The sequence below is a fragment of the Achromobacter sp. SX5 genome (genome assembly GCF_056711425.1).
The window spans coordinates 1,961,082-1,983,301 of record NZ_CM160041.1; the positions used below are offsets into that span (position 1 = coordinate 1,961,082).

General features: G+C 66.5%; 27 protein-coding genes and 1 pseudogene. 16 read left to right on the top strand and 12 right to left on the bottom strand.

Translation table 11 applies throughout. The annotated features are described in order from the left end of the window. Window positions 1–103: 103 nt before the first annotated feature. Genes ccoN through AC1M14_RS09245 form a run of 7 tightly spaced genes read left to right on the top strand, consistent with a single transcriptional unit; the run spans window position 104 to window position 5,487 of the window. Entirely contained in the window at window positions 104–1,591 is a 1,488-nt protein-coding gene (gene ccoN, locus AC1M14_RS09215; protein ID WP_102772345.1) for a cytochrome-c oxidase, cbb3-type subunit I, read from the top strand. A gap of 10 nt (window positions 1,592–1,601) precedes the next feature. Beyond that, window positions 1,602–2,330, top strand: coding sequence for a cytochrome-c oxidase, cbb3-type subunit II (gene ccoO / locus AC1M14_RS09220; RefSeq protein WP_102772344.1), 729 nt, complete (start codon window positions 1,602–1,604; stop codon window positions 2,328–2,330). Window positions 2,331–2,332: 2 nt separating this feature from the next. Then, window positions 2,333–2,509, top strand: coding sequence for a cbb3-type cytochrome oxidase subunit 3 (locus AC1M14_RS09225; RefSeq protein ID WP_479731442.1), 177 nt, complete (start codon window positions 2,333–2,335; stop codon window positions 2,507–2,509). Further along, on the top strand, window positions 2,506–3,453 hold the full coding sequence (gene ccoP / locus AC1M14_RS09230; RefSeq protein WP_479731443.1) for a cytochrome-c oxidase, cbb3-type subunit III: 948 nt from the start codon (window positions 2,506–2,508) through the stop codon (window positions 3,451–3,453). Before AC1M14_RS09225 ends, ccoP begins: the two co-directional genes overlap by 4 nt. A gap of 58 nt (window positions 3,454–3,511) precedes the next feature. After that, the gene (gene ccoG / locus AC1M14_RS09235; protein ID WP_479731444.1) at window positions 3,512–5,005 is read left to right on the top strand and encodes a cytochrome c oxidase accessory protein CcoG; all 1,494 of its coding nucleotides are present in this window, start codon (window positions 3,512–3,514) and stop codon (window positions 5,003–5,005) included. Window positions 5,006–5,025: 20 nt separating this feature from the next. Continuing rightward, a complete protein-coding gene (locus tag AC1M14_RS09240; protein ID WP_102772340.1) occupies window positions 5,026–5,235 on the top strand; it encodes a FixH family protein in 210 nt (69 codons plus the stop codon). A gap of 15 nt (window positions 5,236–5,250) precedes the next feature. Next, entirely contained in the window at window positions 5,251–5,487 is a 237-nt protein-coding gene (locus AC1M14_RS09245; RefSeq protein ID WP_102772339.1) for a hypothetical protein, read from the top strand. Between the two features lie 7 nt (window positions 5,488–5,494). Here the strand turns inward: AC1M14_RS09245 and AC1M14_RS09250 are convergent, their stop codons facing one another. After that, the gene (locus tag AC1M14_RS09250; protein ID WP_102772837.1) at window positions 5,495–5,833 is read right to left on the bottom strand and encodes a zinc ribbon domain-containing protein YjdM; all 339 of its coding nucleotides are present in this window, start codon (window positions 5,831–5,833) and stop codon (window positions 5,495–5,497) included. Between the two features lie 61 nt (window positions 5,834–5,894). Next, window positions 5,895–6,827, bottom strand: coding sequence for a LysR family transcriptional regulator (locus tag AC1M14_RS09255; protein ID WP_479731445.1), 933 nt, complete (start codon window positions 6,825–6,827; stop codon window positions 5,895–5,897). Window positions 6,828–6,956: 129 nt separating this feature from the next. On the opposite strand from AC1M14_RS09255, the gene AC1M14_RS09260 reads away from it, so the two are divergent. From AC1M14_RS09260 to AC1M14_RS09285, 6 genes are all read left to right on the top strand, one after another. Continuing rightward, a complete protein-coding gene (locus AC1M14_RS09260) occupies window positions 6,957–7,931 on the top strand; it encodes a Bug family tripartite tricarboxylate transporter substrate binding protein (RefSeq protein WP_479731446.1) in 975 nt (324 codons plus the stop codon). 10 nt (window positions 7,932–7,941) lie between these two features. Further along, entirely contained in the window at window positions 7,942–8,979 is a 1,038-nt protein-coding gene (locus tag AC1M14_RS09265; RefSeq protein WP_102772336.1) for a 4-hydroxythreonine-4-phosphate dehydrogenase PdxA, read from the top strand. Window positions 8,980–9,019: 40 nt separating this feature from the next. Next, complete coding sequence (locus AC1M14_RS09270; RefSeq protein ID WP_102772335.1) at window positions 9,020–10,192, top strand: L-rhamnonate dehydratase; 1,173 nt, start codon at window positions 9,020–9,022, stop codon at window positions 10,190–10,192. A 6-nt stretch (window positions 10,193–10,198) separates the two neighbouring features. Then, a complete protein-coding gene (locus AC1M14_RS09275) occupies window positions 10,199–11,128 on the top strand; it encodes a dihydrodipicolinate synthase family protein (RefSeq protein ID WP_102772334.1) in 930 nt (309 codons plus the stop codon). A 283-nt stretch (window positions 11,129–11,411) separates the two neighbouring features. Continuing rightward, window positions 11,412–12,335: an ABC transporter ATP-binding protein gene (locus tag AC1M14_RS09280; RefSeq protein ID WP_479731447.1), complete on the top strand. Its 924-nt coding sequence runs from the start codon at window positions 11,412–11,414 to the stop codon at window positions 12,333–12,335. Then, window positions 12,332–13,093, top strand: a complete 762-nt coding sequence (locus tag AC1M14_RS09285; protein ID WP_111824689.1) for an ABC transporter permease — start codon at window positions 12,332–12,334, stop codon at window positions 13,091–13,093. Before AC1M14_RS09280 ends, AC1M14_RS09285 begins: the two co-directional genes overlap by 4 nt. Here AC1M14_RS09285 and AC1M14_RS09290 read toward each other — a convergent pair whose 3' ends face one another. Continuing rightward, complete coding sequence (locus AC1M14_RS09290; protein ID WP_479731448.1) at window positions 13,094–13,792, bottom strand: glutathione S-transferase family protein; 699 nt, start codon at window positions 13,790–13,792, stop codon at window positions 13,094–13,096. 88 nt (window positions 13,793–13,880) lie between these two features. Continuing rightward, window positions 13,881–14,315 (bottom strand): LysR substrate-binding domain-containing protein, encoded by a 435-nt coding sequence (locus AC1M14_RS09295; RefSeq protein WP_479731449.1) that lies wholly within the window; start codon window positions 14,313–14,315, stop codon window positions 13,881–13,883. A 55-nt stretch (window positions 14,316–14,370) separates the two neighbouring features. Between AC1M14_RS09295 and AC1M14_RS09300 the strand changes: the two are divergent. Continuing rightward, window positions 14,371–14,820: pseudogene (locus AC1M14_RS09300) on the top strand (MFS transporter); the annotation flags it as partial. A gap of 110 nt (window positions 14,821–14,930) precedes the next feature. Here AC1M14_RS09300 and AC1M14_RS09305 read toward each other — a convergent pair. Continuing rightward, the gene (locus tag AC1M14_RS09305) at window positions 14,931–15,386 is read right to left on the bottom strand and encodes a DUF4168 domain-containing protein (protein ID WP_102772328.1); all 456 of its coding nucleotides are present in this window, start codon (window positions 15,384–15,386) and stop codon (window positions 14,931–14,933) included. 196 nt (window positions 15,387–15,582) lie between these two features. After that, on the bottom strand, window positions 15,583–16,227 hold the full coding sequence (gene trhA, locus AC1M14_RS09310; protein ID WP_479731450.1) for a PAQR family membrane homeostasis protein TrhA: 645 nt from the start codon (window positions 16,225–16,227) through the stop codon (window positions 15,583–15,585). A gap of 186 nt (window positions 16,228–16,413) precedes the next feature. On the opposite strand from trhA, the gene AC1M14_RS09315 reads away from it, so the two are divergent. After that, complete coding sequence (locus AC1M14_RS09315; RefSeq protein ID WP_479731451.1) at window positions 16,414–17,487, top strand: extracellular catalytic domain type 1 short-chain-length polyhydroxyalkanoate depolymerase; 1,074 nt, start codon at window positions 16,414–16,416, stop codon at window positions 17,485–17,487. A gap of 5 nt (window positions 17,488–17,492) precedes the next feature. Here the strand turns inward: AC1M14_RS09315 and AC1M14_RS09320 are convergent, their stop codons facing one another. Beyond that, window positions 17,493–17,999 (bottom strand): VOC family protein, encoded by a 507-nt coding sequence (locus AC1M14_RS09320; protein WP_479731452.1) that lies wholly within the window; start codon window positions 17,997–17,999, stop codon window positions 17,493–17,495. 20 nt (window positions 18,000–18,019) lie between these two features. Further along, window positions 18,020–18,376 (bottom strand): DUF1428 domain-containing protein, encoded by a 357-nt coding sequence (locus tag AC1M14_RS09325; protein WP_102772324.1) that lies wholly within the window; start codon window positions 18,374–18,376, stop codon window positions 18,020–18,022. 164 nt (window positions 18,377–18,540) lie between these two features. Between AC1M14_RS09325 and AC1M14_RS09330 the strand changes: the two genes are divergently transcribed. Continuing rightward, entirely contained in the window at window positions 18,541–19,521 is a 981-nt protein-coding gene (locus AC1M14_RS09330; RefSeq protein ID WP_102772323.1) for a GlxA family transcriptional regulator, read from the top strand. 74 nt (window positions 19,522–19,595) lie between these two features. Here the strand turns inward: AC1M14_RS09330 and AC1M14_RS09335 are convergent, their stop codons facing one another. From AC1M14_RS09335 to AC1M14_RS09350, 4 genes are all read right to left on the bottom strand, one after another. Then, window positions 19,596–20,150 (bottom strand): hypothetical protein, encoded by a 555-nt coding sequence (locus AC1M14_RS09335; RefSeq protein ID WP_102772322.1) that lies wholly within the window; start codon window positions 20,148–20,150, stop codon window positions 19,596–19,598. A gap of 191 nt (window positions 20,151–20,341) precedes the next feature. Beyond that, window positions 20,342–20,788, bottom strand: coding sequence for a DUF1801 domain-containing protein (locus AC1M14_RS09340; protein WP_479731453.1), 447 nt, complete (start codon window positions 20,786–20,788; stop codon window positions 20,342–20,344). Window positions 20,789–20,845: 57 nt separating this feature from the next. Beyond that, complete coding sequence (locus AC1M14_RS09345; protein ID WP_102772320.1) at window positions 20,846–21,298, bottom strand: SRPBCC family protein; 453 nt, start codon at window positions 21,296–21,298, stop codon at window positions 20,846–20,848. Between the two features lie 103 nt (window positions 21,299–21,401). Next, window positions 21,402–22,130: a TerC family protein gene (locus tag AC1M14_RS09350; protein ID WP_102772319.1), complete on the bottom strand. Its 729-nt coding sequence runs from the start codon at window positions 22,128–22,130 to the stop codon at window positions 21,402–21,404. Between the last annotated feature and the right edge of the window lie 90 nt (window positions 22,131–22,220).

Consider the following 22,220-nt stretch of genomic DNA (forward strand, 5'->3'; position numbering starts at 1 on the left):
TCCCCCGTACTGCCGACAGGGTTTGATTCATATCAACGTCCGTTTGGCCGCCAACCGCCATCATGGCAACTTGGATCTAATTGTTTCTCTTTAGGGGAAGGTGATGAACGATTGCGCCGCAATCGCAAACAAGGCCGATACCTTCAACTACCGGATCGTGAGGCAGTTCGCGCTCATGACGGTGGTCTGGGGCATCGTCGGCATGGCCGTGGGCGTATTTATCGCCGCGCAGCTCATCTGGCCGCAGCTGAATTTCGACACGGCGTGGCTGTCCTACGGCCGCCTGCGCCCGCTGCACACCAACGCGGTCATCTTCGCATTCGGCGGTAGCGCGCTGTTCGCAACGTCGTATTACGTCGTGCAGCGCACCTGCCAGGCCCGCCTGTTCTGTGGCCCGCTGGCCGCGTTCACGTTCTGGGGCTGGCAGATCGTCATCGTCGCCGCCGCCATCACCTTGCCCATGGGCTTCACCAGCAGCAAGGAATACGCCGAACTGGAATGGCCGATCGACATCCTGATCACGCTGGTGTGGGTGGCCTACGCCATCGTGTTCTTCGGCACCATCGTCAAGCGCCGCTCCAAGCACATCTACGTGGCCAACTGGTTCTTCGGCTCGTACATCCTGACGATCGCCATCCTGCACATCTTCAATAACATCGAGATGCCGGTTTCGATGTGGAAGTCCTATTCGGCCTACGCCGGGGTGCAGGACGCGATGGTGCAGTGGTGGTACGGCCACAACGCGGTGGGCTTCTTCCTGACCACCAGCTTCCTGGGCATGATGTACTACTTCGTGCCCAAGCAGGCCGGGCGTCCCATCTATTCCTACCGCCTGTCCATCGTCCACTTCTGGGCGCTGGCCTTCACGTACATGTGGGCGGGCCCGCACCACCTGCTGTACACCTCGCTGCCCGACTGGACCCAGTCGCTGGGCATGACGTTCTCGCTGATCCTGCTGGCGCCGTCCTGGGGCGGCATGATCAACGGCATCATGACCCTGCAGGGCGCCTGGTACAAGCTGCGCACCGATCCGATCCTGAAGTTCATGGTCACGGCGCTGTCGTTCTACGGCATGTCGACCTTCGAAGGCTCGATGATGTCGATCCGCACCGTCAACGCGCTGTCGCACTACACGGACTGGACCATCGGCCACGTGCACTCCGGCGCGCTGGGCTGGGTCGCCATGATCAGCTTCGGCTCGCTGTACTACCTGGTTCCGCGCCTGTACGGCCGCGAGAAGATGTACAGCGTCAAGGCCATCGAACTGCACTTCTGGATCGCGACCATCGGCGTGGTGCTGTACATCGCCTCCATGTGGATCGCCGGCGTGCAGCAGGGCCTGATGTGGCGCGACACCGCCGCCGACGGCACCCTGGTGTACAGCTTCGTCGAAGAGCTGAAGACGCGGGTTCCGTATTACCTGATCCGCCTGCTGGGTGGCACGCTGTTCCTGTCGGGTGTGTTCGTCATGGCCTGGAACGTGTGGATGACGGTGCGCGGCGCGCGCCCGGTCAACCCCGCCATTCCGCTGGACGATCCCCATGGCGCGCGTCCGTCGGTCGCACCGACCGCCGTGCCGGCCACCGTTTGACGAGGACATCATGGCCAACAAGCAACGCGGCTTCTTTTCCCACGAGACGCTCGAGAAGAACATCGGCTGGATGATCATCGCCAGCATCCTGGTGGTGTCCTTCGCGGGCCTCGTACAGATCATCCCGCTGTTCTTCCAGCACAGCACGACCCAGGCCGTCGCCGGCGTCGAGCCCTACAGCCCGCTGCGGCTGATGGGCCGCGACATCTACATCCGCGAAGGCTGCGTGGGCTGTCACTCGCAGCAGGTGCGGGTGCTGGCCGCCGAGGTGCAGCGCTACGGCTCGTACTCCATCGCGGCCGAATCGGTCTTCGACCGTCCGTTCCTGTGGGGCTCCAAGCGCACCGGTCCCGACCTGGCGCGCGTGGGCGAACGCTACTCGGACGACTGGCACCGCATCCACCTGCGCGATCCGCGCAAGGTGGTGCCGGAATCCAACATGCCGGCCTATCCGTGGCTGGAGAAAACCGTCATCACCGGCGCCGACGTGGACCAGCGCATGCGCGCCCTGCGCAAGCTGGGCGTGCCCTACACGGACGAGGAAATCGCCGCGGCGCCCAAGGCCATCGAAGGCAAGACCGAGGAAGACGCGCTGGTCGCCTACCTGCAGGGCCTGGGCGTCGGCGTGCGCAAGGCCAGGCAGGCCGAAGCCGCCGAGGCGGCCAAGCGGGCGGCCCAGCCGCCCCAGCCCGCCGCTCAGCCCGTCCAACCCGCCGCGCCGGCCGCAACGGGAGAATGACCATGCTGGGCTACCTGAGCGCAATCGTCACCGCCATCTCGATGGCAACCTTTTTTGGCATCGTCTGGTGGGCCTGCTCGCGCGGCCGCCAGGGCGCCAACCGCGAATCGGCCATGCTGCCGTTCGCACTGCCCGATGAATTCGGGTCGGGACAACATGATGGAGCGAATCGGTCATGAGCGATTTCGTTAATGGCTTTTGGGGGTATTTCATCTCGATCATCGCCCTGGGCGGCGTGATCTGGTGCATCTGGCTGCTGTACACCCAGCGCCGCTGGCTCGGCACCAAGCCGGTCGCCGGCCAGGTCGAAGACACGGGCCACGTCTGGGATGGCGACCTGACCGAACTGAACAATCCGGTGCCCCGCTGGTGGACCTGGATGTACCTGCTGATGTGCCTGTTCGCGCTGGGCTACCTGTTCTTCATGCCCGGCCTGGGCGAGTACAAGGGCCAGCTGGGCTACAGCAGCACCGGCGAGGTCGCGCAGCAGCAGGCCAGGATGGCCGAAGCCGTGCGCCCGATCTACGCGCGCTTCGAGACCATGGACATTCCGCAGATCTCGCAGGATGCGGGCGCGCGCGAAATCGGCCAGCGCCTGTTCCTGAACACCTGCGCGCAATGCCACGGCTCCGACGCCAAGGGCGGGCCCAGCTTCCCCAACCTGGCCGACGGCGACTGGCTGCACGGCGGCTCGCCGGAAGCCATCATGCAGACCATCACCAAGGGCCGCGTCGGCATCATGCCGCCCTGGAAGGGCACCATCGACCCCAAGACCGCCGGCGACATCGCCCAGTACGTGCGTTCGCTGTCGGGCCTGACCGCCGATCCGGTGCGGGTGTTCCGCGGCAAGCGCGAGTTCGCCAACTTCTGTGTCGCCTGCCACGGCGTGGACGGCAAGGGCAACCAGGCGCTGGGCGCGCCCAACCTGACGGACGACGTCTGGCTCTACGGCGGTTCCGAGGCCACCATCGTCAAGACCATCCTGGACGGCCGCGACAACCGCATGCCGGCCCACGAAGAGATCCTCTCGCCGGAGCAGATCAAGATCCTGACGGCATGGGTCTGGGGCTTGTCCAACAAGCCCGGCGCCGAGCCCGTGGCGTCCAACGAGGCGGCGAAATAAGGGCAGGGGGCGGGCGATCCCCGCCCCCCTATCACTGACTTAAAGCACGGAGCAGCATATGGAAGATGGGTCAACCGCAAGCGTCGGCGGCAATTCGCCTGGCGGTGACCCGCCACCCTGGCGGCCCCACACGAGGCCGCCGCGTCCCGGCCAGGAAACCCTGGAACAGACGCTGGCGGACGTGCGCAGCAAGATCTACCCGCGGTCGGTCAGCGGCATTTTCGCGCGCTGGCGGATCGCCTTCGTGTTTTTCACGCAGATCATTTTCTACGGCCTGCCCTGGCTGCAGTGGAACGGGCGCCAGGCGGTGCTGTTCGACCTGGGCGCGCGCAAGTTCTACCTGTTCGGCCTGGTGCTGTGGCCGCAGGACGTGGTCTACCTGGCGGTGCTGCTGGTCATTTCGGCGCTGGCGCTGTTCCTGTTCACGGCCGTGGCCGGGCGGCTCTTCTGCGGCTACGCCTGCCCGCAGACCGTCTATACCGAAATCTTCATGTGGATCGAACGCAAGGTCGAAGGCGACCGCGTCGCGCGCATCCGCCTGGACGAATCGCCCTGGAGCTGGCGCAAGGCCCGCCTGAAGCTGACCAAGCATTTCCTGTGGATCGCCGTGGCCTGGTGGACCGGCTCCACCTTCATCGGCTATTTCGCGCCCATCCGCGAACTGGGCCACGAGCTGTTCACGCTGCAGCTGGGGCCCTGGCAGTGGTTCTGGATGCTGTTCTACGGCTTCGCCACCTGGGGCAACGCCGGCTTCATGCGCGAATCGGTGTGCAAATACATGTGCCCGTACGCGCGCTTCCAGAGCGTGATGGTGGACCCCGACACCTTCGTGGTCACCTACGACAAGGTCCGTGGCGAGCCGCGCGGCGGACGCTCGCGCAAGATCGACCACAAGGCGGCCGGCATGGGCGATTGCGTCGATTGCAGCCTGTGCGTGCAGGTCTGCCCCACCGGCATCGACATCCGCGACGGCCTGCAATACATGTGCATCGGCTGTGGGGCCTGTATCGACGCCTGCGAACAGGTCATGGACAAGATGCAGTACCAGCCGGGCCTGATCCGCTACACCTCCGAGCGCGCCATGCTCGACGGCCTGTCCACCAAGAGCGCGCGTTCGCATCTGCTGCGCCCGCGCGTGCTGATCTACGGCACGCTGATCCTGGCGCTCGCCATCGCCTTCGTGGCCTCGCTGGCCATGCGCAATCCGCTGCGCGTCGACATCATCCGCGACCGCGGCGCGCTGGGGCGCGAAGTGGCCGGCGGCCAGATCGAGAACGTCTACCGCCTGCAGATCATCAACACCTCCGACCAGCCCATGCGCCTGCGCCTGAGCGCCGAGGGCATGCCCGGCCTGACCGTGATGGCCGGCCAGCAGGGCGCCGATACCGTCGACGTCGAAGCCGCGGCCAACAAGCTGGTGCCGATGGTGATCCGCGCGCCCGCCGGCGCCGAGCCCGGCGCCCACCCCATCACACTGCGCGCGCGCGGCCAGGACGGCGAGCAGCGCGCCATCGAAACCGACGAAGCCGCCAGCTTCTACGTTCCCGAGTAAGCACAGAACAGGATATGTCCATGAACGCAGCCCAGCCCGCGCAGCCCGCCAAACCCTGGTACCGTGAACCCTGGCCCTGGATACTGATGGCCGGGCCGTTCCTGGCCATGATCGGGTGTTTCATCACCATCTATCTGGCCTACACGAATTTCAGCAACCAGCCGATCCAGGAAGGCGTGGTCAAGCGCGGCCTGGTCGTCGAACAGACCGCGCCGAACGCCAATCCGTAGAACGGGAGTGCACTGATGGGCTTGAGATCGTTGATGTGGATACTGTGGCCGTCGTTCCTGGCCGCCGCCGCCTGTAGCGTGCTGGTCTTCGCGTTGATCGACCCGCTGGACGTGGCGATTTTCGGCCACGTCCCGACCGGGCGCGTGGGCTTCTACACCATCTCGTTCTTCGTATTGTGGGTGATGGCCGGGCTGTCCAGCACGCTGACGGCCTATCTCATGCCCAAGCCCGAGGAAGACGAGGACCTCTAGCGAGGGCCTAGGCCTTCCTGACGAATTCCGACTTCAGGCTCATGGGGCCGAAGCCGTCGATCTTGCAATCGATGTCGTGGTCGCCGTCGACCAGGCGGATGCCCTTGACCTTGGTGCCCATCTTGATCACGCCGCCCGAGCCTTTCAGCTTCAGGTCCTTGATGACCGTGACGGTGTCGCCGTCCTGCAGCACGTTGCCGGCCGAGTCGCGGTAGACGCGGGCCTGCTCGGCGGCGTCGCCCGCCTGCGCCGACCATTCGTGCGCGCATTCCGGGCAGATGTAAAGGCCGCCGTCTTCATAGGTGAATTCGGACCGGCATTGCGGACAGGCGGGCAGGGTGCTCACGGGCAAATCTCTCTGGTAAAAGGCGCTATCGCGCAACCCGCAAGTATACGGCGCGGCGGCCTCAAAGGTCCGGGTCGCCGTGCAGCAGGCCGACGAAATGCCGGGCCGCCGCGCTCAGCGGCCGGTCGCGCGGCACGATGCTGCCGAAGGCCGTCAGGCGGTGGCGGATGCGATAGGGCAGGATGGCGAGCAGCCCGTGCGCGGCATAGCGGCCGGCCACCGATTCCGGAATCACCCCCAGCATCGAAGACTTCATCGCCAGGTTGGTGGTGGTCAGGATCGACGCCGATTCGATCAGGCCCCGCGGCGGCGCGGCGTCGTGCGCGCGGAATTCCTGCTCCATCACGTCGCGCATCGGGCTGCCGTGCGGCTGCAGCACCCACGGATATTCCATCATGGCCGCGAAGTCCACGCGCTTGCGCGCGGCCAGCGGGTGGTCCACCGCGGCGATCACCGACAAGGCCTCGTCGCCGATCGGGCGGAAAACGTAATGGCGTTCCGGCAGCGTCAGCATGCGGCCGATCACCACGTCCAGCTTGCCCTCGGTCATGCGGCCGATCAGCAGGTCGCTGGTGCCGGTGGAGATCTCCACCGCCAGCAGCGGATAGGTCTGCTTCAGGCGCAGCAGCGCATCGGTCAGCGGCCCCGGCGAGGCCGCCATGATGCTGCCGATGAAGAGCTTGCCGGTGCTGCCCAGCCGTACCTCTTCCAGCTCGCGCGCCAGCGACGCCACCGTGCCGCGCATGCCGCGAAAGTACTCCATGACGCACTCGCCGGCGGCGGTCAGCGTCAGCCCGCGGCCGACCCGCCCGAACAGCGGCTGGCCGATGGCCAGCTCCAGTTCGTGCAGCATCTTGCTGGCCGCCGATTGCGTCATGTTGAGCTGGGCGGCGGCCGCGCGCAGCGTGCCGCGCTCCTCGATCGCCAGCAGCAGGACGATCTGGCGCATGCGCAGCCGCGACAGCAGCGCAGGGACGGAAATCGTACGTTCCATGATTGATCGCCTAAGGTGAACGGTTGGTGCAAAAGTTTCATTTTACGGAAACTAAGCTTGTTTCTAAGATGGAGCCACAAAAACAGTAATGACCGCCAGGCGGCAAACCAGCTACCCAAGGAGACAACCATGAAGACTCGGCTATACGCAGCCATGGCGGCAGGGGCCTTGTGCCTGTCGGCCCTGGCCCCCCTGCAGGCGCTTGCCGGCGACTGGCCCAGCAAGCCCCTGCGGCTGCTGGTGGGGTCGGCGCCGGGCGGCGGCACCGACGCGATGGCGCGGGCCGTGGGCGACGAGCTCGGCCCGCTGCTCAAGCAGACGGTGGTGGTTGAAAACAAGCCGGGCGCGTCCAACACGCTGGCGGCCGACCAGGTCGCCAAGTCCGGCGATCCGCACACCATGGTGATGGGCGTCTCCACCGCGCACGCCATCGCGCCGCACCTGCTCAAGCTCGGCTACGACAACGACCGCGACCTCGTGCCGGTGGTGTTCGTGGGCGCCGTGCCCAATATCCTGGTGGTCAACAACGACCTGCCGGCCAAGTCGGTGTCGGAGCTGATCGCGCTGCTCAAGGGCAAGCCGGGCGCCTACAACTTCGCCAGCAGCGGCGCGGGCAGCACCCAGCACATCGCGGCCGAACTGTTCCAGGACGCCGCCGGCGTGAAGATGGTGCACATCCCCTACCGCGGCAGCGGCCCCGCGCTGGTGGACCTGATCGGCGGGCAGGTGCAGGTGGCCTTCGAAACGGCGTCGTCCGTCATCCCGCACATCAAGACCGGCAAGGTGCGTCCGCTGGCCGTGCTCAGCAAGCAGCGCAACCCGCAGATTCCCGACGTGCCCACGATGGAGCAGGCCGGCCTGCCGGGCGTGGAAATGAGCGCGTGGTACGGCATCTACATGCCTAGCGTCACGCCCCTCGCCGTCCAGACGCAGGTGCACGACCTGGTCAACCAGGTCCTGGCGCTGCCGGCCACCCAGAAACGCCTGCAGGCCATCGGCGCCGACCTCAACCCGATGAGCCAGGAGCAGTTCGCGCAGTTCCACAAGGCCGAGAACCAGCGCTACGCCGCCATCATCAAGAAAAACAATATTTCCGTGGAATGAGTCCCGAACCATGACGACTACGCAGCACAAACCCGTCATCGCCCTGACCCTGGGCGACCCCGCCGGCATCGGCCCCGAACTGATCGCCCGCCTGCTGGCCAGGCCCGAAGCCTGCCAGCACGCCAACATCGTGCTGGCGGGCGACGCCTGGCTGTGGCGCGAAGGCCAGCGCGTGGCCGGGGTGCAGGTGCGCACCCAGCCGGTGCCGGGCTTCGAGGCGCTGCGCGACCGCCCCGACAGCACGGTCCCGGCCTGGCTGGAGATGGATACGGTGCGGCAGGACGAAGTGCGCGTCGGCCTGGCCCAGCCGGCCGGCGGCGCCTCCGTGCTGTGCGTGCTCGACGCCTGTATGGATGCCGCGCAGGACGGCCACATCGACGCCATCTGCTTCGCGCCGCTGAACAAGTACGCGATGAAGCTGGGCGGCATGGCTCACAACGACGAGCTGCACCATTTCGCGAAATACCTGGGCGTGACCGGCTACTTCTGCGAGTTCAACACCCTGGGCGATCTCTGGACCTCGCGCGTGTCCTCGCACATTCCGCTCAAGGACGCGGCCGCCGCGCTCAGCGTCGACGGCATCAAGGACGCGGCGCGGCTGATCCACCGCTCGCTGCAGGCCAACGGCGTGGCGCAGCCGCGGGTGGCGGTGGCGGCGTTCAACCCGCATGGCGGCGACGGCGGCACCTGCGGACGCGAGGAAATCGACATCATCGCGCCGGCCGTGCGCCAGCTGAACGACGAAGGCCTGCCGGTGCGCGGCCCGTTCCCGGCCGACACCATCTTCCTGAAAGCCCAGGCGGGCGAGTTCGACGCCATCGTCACCATGTACCACGACCAGGGCCAGATTGCGCTCAAGCTGCTGGGGTTCTCGCGCGGGGTGACGGTGCAGGGCGGCCTGCCCATTCCCATCACCACGCCCGCCCACGGCACCGCCTACGACATCGCGGGCCAGGGCCGCGCCGACCTGGACGCCACCTGGCAGGCCTTTCTGATCGCATGCCGCATGGGCGCGTCGCACCGCGCCTCGCGCCTGGCGGCGGCCTGAGGCCCGCTTCTTCCCATCTTCTGCACGCAGGTAAGCTCCCATGAAAATCAAATCCGTCCGCGCTCGCGTCTACGAATGGACCGGCAAGACCGTTCCGCCCCAGGGCAACTTCTGCTCCAACGCCATGGACCTGCTGTATTCGCCGCAGGAAACCATGAGCACCTTCCGTTTCCACGGCTGGACCGTGGTCGAAGTCGAGACCGACGACGGCATCGTCGGCCTGGGCAACGTGGCGCTGGCCCCGCGCGTGGCCAAGGCCATCATCGACCAGTACCTGGCGCCGCTGGTGATCGGCCAGGACCCCTGGGACTACGAATACCTGTGGCAGCGCATGTACCGCGCCACCCACGCCTGGGGCCGCAAGGGCGTGACCATGGCCGCCATCTCGGGCGTGGACCTGGCCATCTGGGACATCCTGGGCAAGTCGGTGGGCAAGCCGGTCTTCAAGCTGCTGGGCGGGCGCACCAAGGAAAAGATCCCGGTCTACTACTCCAAGCTCTACCGCACCGACCTGGACGCCATGCAGCAGGAGGCCCAGACCTACCTGGACCAGGGCTTCACCGCCTTCAAGATGCGCTTCGGCTACGGCCCGGCGCATCTGCAGAAGGGCGTGGTCGAGAACCTGAAATCGGTGGAGGCGGTGCGCGAAGTGATCGGCTACGACACCGACCTGATGCTGGAATGCTATATGGGCTGGAACCTGGAATACGCCAAGCGCATGCTTCCCAAGCTCGAACGCTTCGAGCCGCGCTGGCTGGAGGAGCCGGTCATCGCCGACGACATCGACGGCTATGCCGAGCTGAACCAGTTGAGCTCGATCCCGATCTCCGGCGGCGAGCACGAGTTTTCGCTGTACGGGTTCAAGCAGCTGCTGGACCGCAAGGCGGTGTCGGTGGTGCAGTACGACACCAACCGGGTGGGCGGCATCACGGCGGCGCACAAGATCAACGCGCTGTGCGAGGCCTACAGCGTGCCGGTCATTCCCCACGCCGGCCAGATGCACAACTATCATCTGACCATGAGCACGCTGGCCTCGCCCATGAGCGAGTACTTCCCCATGTTCGACGTGGAAGTCGGCAACGAACTGTTCTACTACATCTTCGACGGCGAGCCGGTGGCCGAACGGGGCTTCATCGACCTGGACGACGACCGGCCCGGCCTGGGCCTGTCCCTGAAGACCGAATACCTCGACAGTTTCAACATCATCGAATAAGGCGCCATGACCCTCTCCAAGACGCCGCGCTACCGCGGCATATTCCCCGTCGTCCCCACGCCTTTCACCGAGTCCGGCGAGCTCGACCTGCCCAGCCAGAAGCGGGCGGTGGACTTCATCATCGATTCGGGCGTGGACGGTCTTTGCATCCTGGCCAACTTCTCCGAACAGTTCGTGCTGTCCGACGAGGAGCGCGAGATCCTGACCCGCACGATCCTGGAGCACGTCGCCGGCCGCGTCCCGGTCATCGTGACCACGACCCACTTCAGCACCCAGGTCTGCGCCGCGCGCAGCCGGCGCGCGCAGGAGCAGGGCGCGGCGATGCTGATGATCATGCCGCCGTACCACGGCGCCACGATCCGGGTGTCCGAAGAGCAGGTGCACGGCTTCTTCCAGCGCGTGTCCGACGCGGTGGACATTCCCATCATGATCCAGGACGCGCCGGTCGCGGGCACGCCGCTTCCGGCCGCGACGCTGGCGCGCATGGCGCGCGAGATCGAGCAGGTGTCGTACTTCAAGATCGAGACGGCGGGCGCCGCCACCAAGCTGCGCGACCTGATCGAACTGGGCGGCGCGGCGATCGAAGGCCCCTGGGACGGCGAGGAAGCCATCACCCTGCTGCCCGACCTGGACGCCGGCGCCACCGGCTCCATGACCGGCGGCGCCTTCGCCGACGGCCTGCGGCCCATCATCGAGGCGCACCGGGCCGGACGCCGCGACGAGGCCTACCGCCTGTACGAGCGCTGGCTGCCGCTGATCAACTACGAAAACCGCCAGGGCGGCATCCTGACCGCCAAGGCGCTGATGAAGGCCGGCGGCGTGATCGATTGCGACGCGCCACGCCATCCGTTCCCCGCGATGCGGCCGGAAGTCAGGCAGGGGCTGCTGGAGACCGCCCGGCGTCTGGATCCACTGGTGTTGCGCTGGGGGAGGTAAGAGGAAGGGCGGCTGGGGCCGCCTGATGGGTTTCGCGCGTTCGATATTTGATTTTTTATCCCGGATGTCTCGCGCTGCACCCATCCTACGATGGCGAGACCGTAGGATGGGTGCAGCGCGAGAATCCTTGCGCAAGAACTCAGCCATGCAGCGCGCGAAACCCATCAGGCAGCCCCAGCCGCCCCCCCCCCCCATTTTCAAAACAGACTGTTCCGCCACCTCGAACAAGCCGCGCCGGCGTGGCGAGTAAAATCCCTGGCTGTCTATCAAGTCGGGGGCGCGTGTGCAGCCGGTCATTTCAGTCCAGGACCTAACCAAGCGGTACGCATCGGGATTCCAGGCGCTCAAGAACGTGAACCTGGATATCCAGCGCGGCGAAATCTTCGCCTTGCTGGGGCCGAACGGTGCGGGCAAGACGACGCTGATCAGCATCATCTGCGGCATCATCAATCCCACTTCCGGCACCGTGCTGGCCGATGGCCACGACATCGTGCGCGATTTCCGCGCGGCGCGCGCCAAGATCGGGCTGGTGCCGCAGGAAATCTCCACCGACGCGTTCGAGAGCGTCTGGAACACCGTCAACTTCAGCCGGGGCCTGTTCGGCAAGCCGACCGACCACGCCTACGTCGAGAAAGTGCTGCGCGACCTGTCGCTGTGGGATAAGAAGGACAGCCGCATCATGGCGCTGTCGGGCGGGATGAAGCGCCGCGTCATGATCGCCAAGGCGCTGTCGCACGAGCCCGCCATCCTGTTCCTGGACGAACCCACCGCCGGGGTCGACGTCGAGCTGCGCCGCGGCATGTGGGAAATGGTGCGGCGCCTGCGCGAAAGCGGCGTCACCATCATCCTGACCACGCACTACATCGAGGAAGCCCAGGAAATGGCCGACCGGATCGGCGTGATCCGCAAGGGCGAGATCATCCTGGTCGAGGAAAAGCACGCCCTGATGAAGAAGCTGGGCAAGCGCCAGCTGGCCCTGACGCTGAAGGCGGCGCTGCCCGGCATCCCCACGGCGCTCGACGGCTTCCAGCTGGACCTGTCGGCCGACGGCCACACGCTGGTCTATACCTACGATAACCAGGGCGGCGGCGAGATTTCGCGGCTGCTGCACGAGCTGGGCAGGCTGGAGATCGAATTCACCGACCTGAATTCATCGGAAAGCTCGCTCGAGGATATCTTTGTCAGCCTGGTGCACGGTCAATCATGAACTTCTACGCCATCCGCGCTATCTACCTGTTCGAAATGGCACGCGCGTGGCGCACGCTGATGCAAAGCGTGCTGTCGCCCGTGATCTCCACCTCGCTGTACTTCGTGGTGTTCGGCTCGGCCATCGGCTCGCACATGGTCGAGATCGACGGCGTGAGCTACGGGGCCTTCATCGTGCCCGGCATGATCATGCTGTCGCTGCTGACGCAAAGCATCGCCAACGCGTCATTCGGCATCTACATGCCGCGCTTTTCGGGCACCATCTACGAGATCCACTCGGCGCCCATCTCGTACGTGGAAATCGTCATGGGCTACGTCGGGGCGGCGGCCAGCAAGTCCATCATCCTGGGGCTCATCATGCTGGCCACGGCGCGGCTGTTCGTCGACTTCGACGTGGTCCACCCGTTCTGGATGCTGGCCTTCCTGGTGCTCACGTCCGTCACCTTCAGCCTGTTCGGCTTCATCATCGGGATCTGGGCCGACGGCTTCGAGAAGCTGCAGATCATCCCGCTCATGATCATCACGCCGCTGACCTTTTTGGGCGGCACCTTCTATTCCATCAAGATGCTGCCGCCGTTCTGGCAGGCCGTCACGCTGTTCAACCCCGTGGTCTACCTGGTCAGCGCGTTCCGCTGGGCGTTCTACGGCGCGGCCGACGTGAGCGTCGGCGTCAGCGTGGGCATGACGCTGGTGTTCCTGCTGGCCTGTCTGCTGGGCGTGCGCTGGATCTTCAAGACCGGCTACCGGCTCAAGACCTGATCAGGCCGCCGCGGTGGGCGCGGCGCGCGCCATGCCGTCGAAGGCGTCGAGCAGACGTTCGCGCCAGGCATGGACCGGATCGTCCGCGGCCAGCAGGTCCAGCGCGCTGGTGCAGCGCGCCCACATGAACATGCCGAACACGGCGTAGTCGGCATAGGCGGGCCGTTCGCCGGCCAGATAGGGCTGCCGGGCCAGCGTCTGGCGCAGGGGCAGCAGGGCGGCGCGCAGCGCGGCGATCTGCGCTTCGTAGCCGGCCGGCAGGTCTTCCAGCCTGCCGAAGCGCTTTTCGCGCGTGGCGCGGAAGTAGTCCTTGTCCTTCTCGTGGATCAGCCCGTGGATGCTGGGCAGGAGCAGGCGCGCCAGCGTCGGTACCAGCGTGCTGTCGGCCCAGGAATTGGCGAACAGGCTCAAGGCCCGGCCGGCCGGGCCGCCGAACAGCGATGGGCGGTCGGCATAGGCGTCTTCGAGATAACAGGCGATCTGCCAGGAGTCGCTGACCACGTGGCCGCCGTCCACCAGCACCGGCACCAGCTTCTGGCCGGAAAAATCGATGGCTTCCTTCTCGGTGAAGCGCCACGGCACGGTCTGGGCCGACAGGCCCTTGTGGGCCAGCGCCATGCGCGTCTTCCAGCAATGCGGGCTGAACCGCAGCGACGGGTCGGCGCCCGCCAGGTCATAGAGAGTGAGGTCCGGGGTCAAGATGTCGCGCTCCGCTAAGACGGGTCTGGGGAATTAGAGGATAAGGCCAAAACGGGAAAAGCGGGCTTGCCCTGTTGCTCCGGACAGGTCAGCGCTTGAACAGTTCTTCGACCATGAAGTCGATGAATACACGCAGCTTCGGAGCCAGATTCTTGCTCGACGGCCACAGCAGCCGGAAGGCGCCTTGGTGCTCGATGTGCGCATCCAGCACGGTGACCAGTTCGCCCCGCTCGATGGCCTGGCGCAGCATGTAGTCCGGCAAGCAAGCGATGCCGAGGCCGGCGAGAGCCACTTCCATCAGCGCCGCCGACGTGTTGCAGACCATCGAGACCGGCAGCCTCGCTTCCGCGGCGTCTTTCGCGCGCTTGAGCGGCCAGGATTCGAGCTTTCCCGTACTGGGGAATTTGTGTTGCAGGCAGGCGTGGTGGATCAGGTCGGCAGGAGCCTCGGGCGTCCCGCGCCTCGCCAGGTAGTCCGGCGAGGCGACCAGCTGCAGTCGGTAATTGCCCAGGGGCCGGGACATGAGGCGCGAGTCGGTCGGTTCGCCGGTACGCATCACCACGTCGAAACCTTCCTCGGCGCTGGTAGCGGCGATTCCGCCAACCGCCGCCACGCAAGACGCGCGCCGTCGCCCGCTGCTGCTTGCCGCCATTGCCGGTTTCTTCATCGCCAATACCGTCACCACGCTATCCAGCAGTTATGTCCTGACGATGGTGGCGCGCTTCCTCGCGGGTGTGTCGGCCGGCCTGTTGTGGGCGCTGCTGGCGGGCTATGCCGCGCGCATGGTGCCCGAGCACCAGAAGGGCCGGGCCATCGCCAAGACCGCAGGAGACGCGGCCGACGTGGCGTAGTCGATGCTGGTCACGGCCTGGAACATGGCGATCGCGGGCGGCGGCATCGTCGGTGGCGTGCTGCTGGACCGGCTGGGTGTCGTGGCCTTCTCACCCGCGTTGCTGGTGCTGCTGGCCGCCACCCTGGTCGTGGTGCGCGCCGCCAGGCAGCACGGTTTTCCAGCGGCGCGAGGATAAGACGCGATGGCGTTGCGGCATATGCGTTGCTTCCTGGGCGGCCCTACGACAAAAAAACGCCACGCGCCCGAAGGCGGGTGGCGTTTGCCGCGGCGGGGGCAGCGGCGGCGTCAGCGGGCGGGCGCGCCCTTGGTCATGTTCATGACGCGCTGCTTGAGCTGCGGGTCCTGCTGCACGGCCTGGCCGATGCCGTTGAATTCCTCGACGCTCAGGCCGTCGGCGCGGACCAGCTGCACCATCTTGGCGTCCGCTTCCTGGACGACCTTCTGCTTGGCTTCGTCGGTCTTGGCGGCGTCGACCTTGGGACGGTATTCGTCCACGACGCCGGAGATTTTCTGCGAGGCCGACGCGTAGCGCTGCAATTGCTGCTCGGTCGGCTGGATCGCGGGCGGGGGCGCCATCTGCTGCTGGGCCTGGGCTTGGGGCTGGGCGGCCTGCTGGGCAAAGGCGGGGGCACCGGACAGCGCCGCCGTCAGCAGCACGGCGGGCAGGACTCCCCACGCCGCGCGCGCCTTGCGCGCTTGCTGCCCCGCGGCAATATGGAATGCATTAGTGGAACGCTGCATGAAACCTCCATGTTCCGGTTGAATGTCCGACCATGATGGCAACCGGCCCGGCCCAGGGGCAAGTTTCGCGATGTGTTTTCCTGTGTCGGCAGGCCACCGCGGGCGCGCGGCGCGCGGCAGGGCGGCCCCGGGGGCGGGGCGGAAACGTTTTGCGCGTTTTCGTAGTCGCTGCTGGCCGCGATGTTTCCGGGCGCAATCAGGCCGCGTACCAGAGCACGGCGAAGAAATGGCAGACGGTGCCGGCCAGCACGAACAGGTGCCAGACGAAATGGCTGTAGCGCCAGCGGTTGTCGAGCACGAAGAAGGCCACGCCGCCGGTATAGGCCAGGCCGCCGGCGACCAGCCACCACAGGCCGCCGGTGGGCACTTTCTCGATGAGCGGATTGACGGCGATGAGCACCAGCCAGCCCATCGCCAGGTACAGTCCGGTGGACAGGGCGGGGCGGTTGAGCCGCTTGCTGGCCTTCAGGCCCACGCCCAGCAGGGCCAGGCCCCACACCAGGCCGAACAGCGTCCAGCCCCACGGGCCGCGCAGCGCGCCCAGGGCGAATGGCGTGTACGTGCCGGCGATCAGCAGGTAGATGGCCGAATGGTCCAGCAGGTTGAAGAACTCCTTGGCGCGGCAGCGCGGCAGCGCATGGTATATGGTGGAGGCCAGGTACAGCAGGCACATCGACGCGGCGAATACCGCGGCCCCCACGATGAAGGCGACGTCGCCTTGGCGCACGGCCGCGACGATCAGGATGGGCGCCGAGGCCACCGCGCCGGCCGCGCCGACGCCGTGGCTGATGGCGTTGGCGATTTCTTCGCCTAGGGTCTGGGGTCTGTCGTCGGGAAACATGAATGCGTCTCGGTTGGGCAAGCCTCCACCATAGGCGCTTTGCGACGCCGTCTCAAGACCGCCGCAAGGCGGATGCGGCGCAGATTTGATCTGGTGCAAGCCGGCGCTTGCCGCGGGGTCCGGGAGATCGCGCTGGCGCAGTTACCATACGATACATTCTCCAGGGGCTGACTGACCGAGGTTCGGATGGCGCGCAGTTTCACCAGTCTGATATTCAAGACCGCCAAGCGGCTCGGCCGGCTGCAGCGCGCCGCGTTGCTGGCGGCCGCGCCCAAGGCCGCCAGGCGGGCGGCCGTGCGCCGCAAACCGGCGAAACCGGCCGCCAAACCCGCCGCCAAGGCCGCGGCGGCGGCGTCCGCCGGCCTGGGAGCCGGGCGCTGGGAGGCCTCCCGCCAGTACACCGACGGGTCCGGCCGGCGCCTCGCCTTCGCGCGCTATACGCCGGTTTCCGCGCCGCGTACCGGCATGCCGCTGGTGGTGATGCTGCATGGCTGCCGCCAGACGAGCCTGGCGTTCGCGCGCGGCTCACGCATGAACCAATGGGCCGATGCCGGCGGTTTCATGGTGCTGTATCCGCAGCAGTCGCTGGCGCGCCAGGTGCAGCGCTGCTGGCGCTGGTTCCAGCCGGACGACGCGCACGGCGGGGCCGAGGCCGACCTGATCGCCGGGCTGATCCGCTCGGAAGCGGCCCGCTTCGGGGTGGACCCGGAGCGCATCTACATCGCCGGCCTGTCGGCGGGGGCGGGCATGGCCGCGCTGGTGGCGCTGCGGCATCCGCGCCTGATCGCCGCGGTGGCCATGCATTCGGGGCCGGTGGCCGGCGACGCCCATAGCGCGGCCGGCGGCCTGGCCGCCATGCGGCGCGGCAGCGTCAAGCCGCTCGCGCCGCTCCTGGAAAACATCGCGGACCCGGCTGTTTTCCGGCTGGGCATGCCCGCGCTGATCCTGCATGGCCATCTGGACCCGGCGGTGGCGCCGCGCAATGCGCGCCAGTTGTTCGAGCAGTTCCGCGCGCTCAACGGCGTGCCGGCCGACGCCGCGCCGGTCGAGCGCGTGCTGGGGCTGGGCACCGAGCGGGCCTATCGCCGGCTGGACCTGCAGCGCGGGCGCAGCACCGTGCTGCGCCTGTGCGAGATCATCCGGCTGGAGCACGCCTGGAGCGGCGGAGACGGGTCCGTGCGCTACCACTCGGCCAACGGCCCCGATGCCTCGGCGCTGATCTGGCGCTTTTTCCGCACCCAGCGCCGCGTAGCCAGCTGAAGGGCTCAGGGCTGGGGCTTCTTGGCGGGATCGCCGCAGCCCTGCATGTCTCCCATCTTGGCCATGTTCTCGCGGATTTCGTCCGGCGTCAGGTCGAACTTGTGCGTGGCGATGGACCAGCGGTGGCCGTAAGGGTCCACCACCTGGCCATAGCGGTCGCCCCAGAACATGTCGGCCGCCGGCATGGTCACCTGGGCGCCGGCGGACACGGCCTGCTTGATGGCCGCGTCCACGTCTTCCACGTACAGGTGCAGCGTGACCGGCGTGCCCTTGAGCGCCTTGGGGCCCAGCGAGCCCCATTCGGGGAAGTCGTCCATCAGCATCAGCACCGAGTCGCCGATGCGCACGGCCGCGTGCATGACTTTGCCGTTGGGTCCGGCCAGCCGCGTGATTTCCTGGGCGTTGAACGCTTTCTTGAAAAAGTCGATGGCTTGCGCCGCGCCTTCGCACACGATGTGCGGGGTCAGCGTGTGCATGCCTTCGGGGATGGGCTTGCTTGCAGGGGTGTTCATGTGGATCTCCGATATTGGGTTCAGTCGCCGACCAGCGTGCGGAATCCCCCCCAGCACATCCGCTTGGTGTCGAACACGCCTTCGCAGCACATGTCCTTCAGGCGCGGATCGGCCATGACCTTGGCGTTGATGCGGTCCCGCTCGGCCCGGCTGGCGTACAGAATCCAGGCGAATACGACGGTCTCGCCTTCGCGCGCGCCGGCCGCGGCGGTGAACGAGCCGAAGCCTTCGCCGTCGATGTCGTCGGCCGCGCCTTCGCGGTAGTCCAGCGCGCCGTGCTCGAGCCAGATGGTCCGGGCCAGGCTGGACATCTTCTGGTAGGCGTCCAGATTGGCCGTGGGCACGCTCAGTAGAAAGCCGTCTATGTACTTTTCCATGATGAACTCCTGGTGTTGTTCTGATGCGCCCGGCGGCCCCGCGAGCCGCCTCTCGGCACATGCCGGAGCGGGTTCCGGTGTATGTCACTGTATCGGGATCGGCCGCGCTTTCAGATAGGTAATTGCGACATTCTTGAGGGTGGATTGCGACAGCCGCCAGGCGTATGCTTTGCAGGATGAAAAACATCGCTTTCCTGCTGCCCCGCGGGGCCAACATCGCGTCCCTGGAAACCGCCCGGCACGGCTTCCTGGTCGCCAACGAATACCTGGCCGCGCACGGGCGCGAGCCCCGGTTCAAGGTATGCACGCTGGCCCTGACGCGCGAGGTCAGCCTGGACGACGGCCGTATCACCGTGCAGGCCGACATGGTGCTGGACGAGGCGGCGGACATCGACATCTGCATCGCGCCGCCGCTGCTGGGTTCGGTGTCGGACGCGGTGCTGTCGAACCGCGAGCTGATCGAATGGCTGGCGCGCCACCACCGCGCCGGCGGCGAGGCCGCCAGCCTGTGCATGGGCGCCGCGCTGCTGGCGGCCGGCGGCCTGCTCGACGGCCAGCAGGCGGTGGTGCACTGGGTCGCGCAGAACCTGTACGCCAGCATGTTTCCCAACGTGCGCTGGGTCAGCGACCGCGTGGTCATGGCCGACAATGGCATCTACACCAGCGGCGGCGCGTTCTCGGCCGCGCACCTGGTGCTGCACCTGATCGAGAAATACACCGACCGCGAAACCGCCATCTGGTGCGCCAAGTACTTCCAGCTGGACTGGAGCCGCCAGAGCCAGCTGCCGTTCTCGGTGTTCATGGGCCAGAAGGCGCATGCCGACGAGGTGGTGCGCGCGGTGCAGGACTACATCGAAGGCCGCTACACGGAGAAGATCACGGTCGAGGAACTGGCCGGCCGCCACGCGATGGGCCGGCGCACCCTGGAACGGCGCTTCCGCCAGGCCACCGGCAACAGCATCGTGGAATACCTGCAGCGGGTGAGGGTGGAAGCGGCCAAGAAACGCCTGGAGACCTCGCGCAAAAGCGTGGCCGAGGTCATGTACGAGGTCGGCTACAACGACACCAAGGCCTTTCGCGACATCTTCAGCAAGTACTGCGGCATGTCGCCGGTGGGTTACCGCGAGCGGTATCACTTCCAGTAGGATGGGTAGAGCGCGAGAGCCTTTATGCAAGAACGCAAACGACCGGCGCGCGCAACCCGTCGGTCCGCACCAAGCTATCTGGACGTTGTCGCCCACATCCGGTCTCTATACCACGCCGTGAACTTCATCGCCCCCGCAAGCGCGGCCAGCGTCACCGCGATCGCGATGCCCTGCGGCAGCTGCGGGCGGTAGACCAGCAGCGCGTCGGTCGCCGCCATCACGGCGAAGGCCAGCGCCCAGGCGGCGGCGATCGCATATTTCATGCGCGCGAAGCTGCGGGCCTTCCAGACGTATTCGGGTTCTTTTTCGCGCGCGTAGGCCAGCGTGAACGGCCGGCGCAGCGCCAGGGTCAGCAGGATGATGAACAGCAGCCCCGTGTCCACCCTCAGGCGCGCCTCGGAGATGGTCCAGGATTCGCCGTCGACCATGGGCGCGTACAGCGTCAGCCCGGCGAACAGCACGAAGGTGCCGGTCTCCATCAGCTTGACGCGGCGCTCCGGACTGATCCAGTCGCGCAGCACCAGCCCGGCCGATACGATCGCGCCAGCGGCCAATCCTTCCAGCACCCCGACAGCCCTTTCGATGATGACAAACACGATGAAGGGCGCGAACGCCAGCAGGATGTTCATCTTGATTCCCCAACCCTTGAGCTTTTGAGCACGCTCATTGCGCGTTTGCCGCGCCACAGTGAGTATCAAGACGCGAACGGTGTCTATTTCTGTCTGTCGTCCAGGATGAAGCATGTCGGGCCGCTCGTCCATCGGCCGCCGGGACGCATACCCAAGGATGAAATCCGCCATGCGTAGCAATCGCCGGCGTCCTACATGCGTTCGCCGGGCAGTTCGCTGGCCTGCCTGACCCAGTCCAGGAACTGCGCCTCGTCCAGCGCATCGTTTTCGTGGATGTCCAGATAGCGCGTCGCGGGGTGCTTGGACGCGCCCGGCGGAATTGGACTCAGCGAAGCGCCGCGGAAGAAGGCCACCTTCACGTAGCGGGTGAAGCAATGGAAGCTGAGAAACCAGCCCTGGCCCGCGACCCCGTAAAAGGGCGAATTCCATTTGACCGCCTTGTGCACGCCGGGCACGGCGCGCACGATCAGCGCGTCCAGGCGCCGGCCCAGCGCGCTCTTCCAGCCGGGCATGGCGGCGATATAGGCCTGCACCGGCGCGTCGCCTTCGCCCTTGGGGATCTGGGGATTGCCGCCGGACAGCAGCACGGGCTGTCCGGGGGCAACGGAGGCGCTTTTGGCGGCTCGCTTATCGGTCATGTTCGGCATCCTGGCGCATGCATGGATTAGACCTGGAGCATTAATCCCGCGTTGCGGCTAGGCATCGTCGGGCATCTCGGCCTCGACCAGGCGCCTGAGCTGGTCCAGCGAATCCTGCCAGCCCAGGTAGCACATCTCCGTGGGGATGGCCTCGGGGATGCCTTCCTGGCGGATGGTGATTTCCGTGCCGCAGGATACCTGGCGCAGCGTGACGCTGGTCTGCATGTCGCCCGGCAGGCTGGGATCGTCGAACCGGTCCGAATAGCGGATTTTCTGGTTGGGGATCAGTTCCAGGTATTCGCCACCGAAATCGTGGCTGTGGCCCGTGCCGAAATTGCGAAACGCCATCTTGTGCACGCCGCCGACTCGGGCGTCGAGCTGATGCACCAGGCAGGTGTAGCCGTAGGGGGGAAGCCAGCGCGCGACGGCGTCGGGTTCCAGGAAGGCCCGATAGAGGCGATCGGGCGTGGTGCGCATGACGCGATGGAGATTGACAGTACCGGTAGCCATGGTGAGTCCGCCTTTCGAAGAGTTTGCGTACTGACACGACGTACCAGTGAAGCGGAAATCGACACGGCAGGCCTAGGGGAAAACCCTGGAAATCCACAAACCGTTACGAAGTCGAGGCCGATTCGCCGCGGGCCGGTCGCTTGCGCCGCCGGCGCGCGGCCAGCCACTTGCCGGCCACGATGACCAGCAGCGCGCCCGCCAGCTCCACGCCCAGCTTGAGCGGCGCGGCCGGCTCGCCCCAGCGCTCGACGATGAAGATGTCGGTGATCAGCATGCCGCCGGCGATCCAGCCCAGCAGCCCGGCGCCGAAGGTCACCGCGATGGGGAAGCGGTCGATCAGCTTGAGCACCAGGGTGCTGCCCCACACGATGATGGGCACGCTCACGCACAGCCCGAAGATGACGTAATACAGCTGGTGGTCGGCCTGGGCGTTCTGCGCCGCGCCGGCGATGGCGATGACGTTGTCGAGGCTCATCGCGAAATCGGCCAAGATGATGGTCTTGATGGCCGACAGCACGCTGGTGCCCGCGGCGATGTTGCCGTGCGCGTCTTCCTCGGGGGCGAGCAGCTTGATGCCTATCCATACCAGCAGCAGGCAGCCCAGGGCCTTCAGGAAGGGGATGTCCAGCAGCACCAGCGCGAAGGCGATCAATAGCACTCGCAACAGCACGGCCCCCGCCGTGCCCCAGAGTATGCCCCGCATTCGTTGCCGCGGCGGCAGATTGCGGCAGGCCAGCGCGATCACGACGGCGTTGTCGCCGCCGAGCAGGATGTCGATGAGAACGATCTGGAATATGGCGCCCCAATGGAACGTCTCGATGGCCTCGAGCATAAGTCTCCCGCCGCGAAGAAACGATGGGGCGCAGTAGGCGACGTGTTGCCGCCGCTGCGGATTTTTCAACCATTCTAGGCAAGCGCGCGG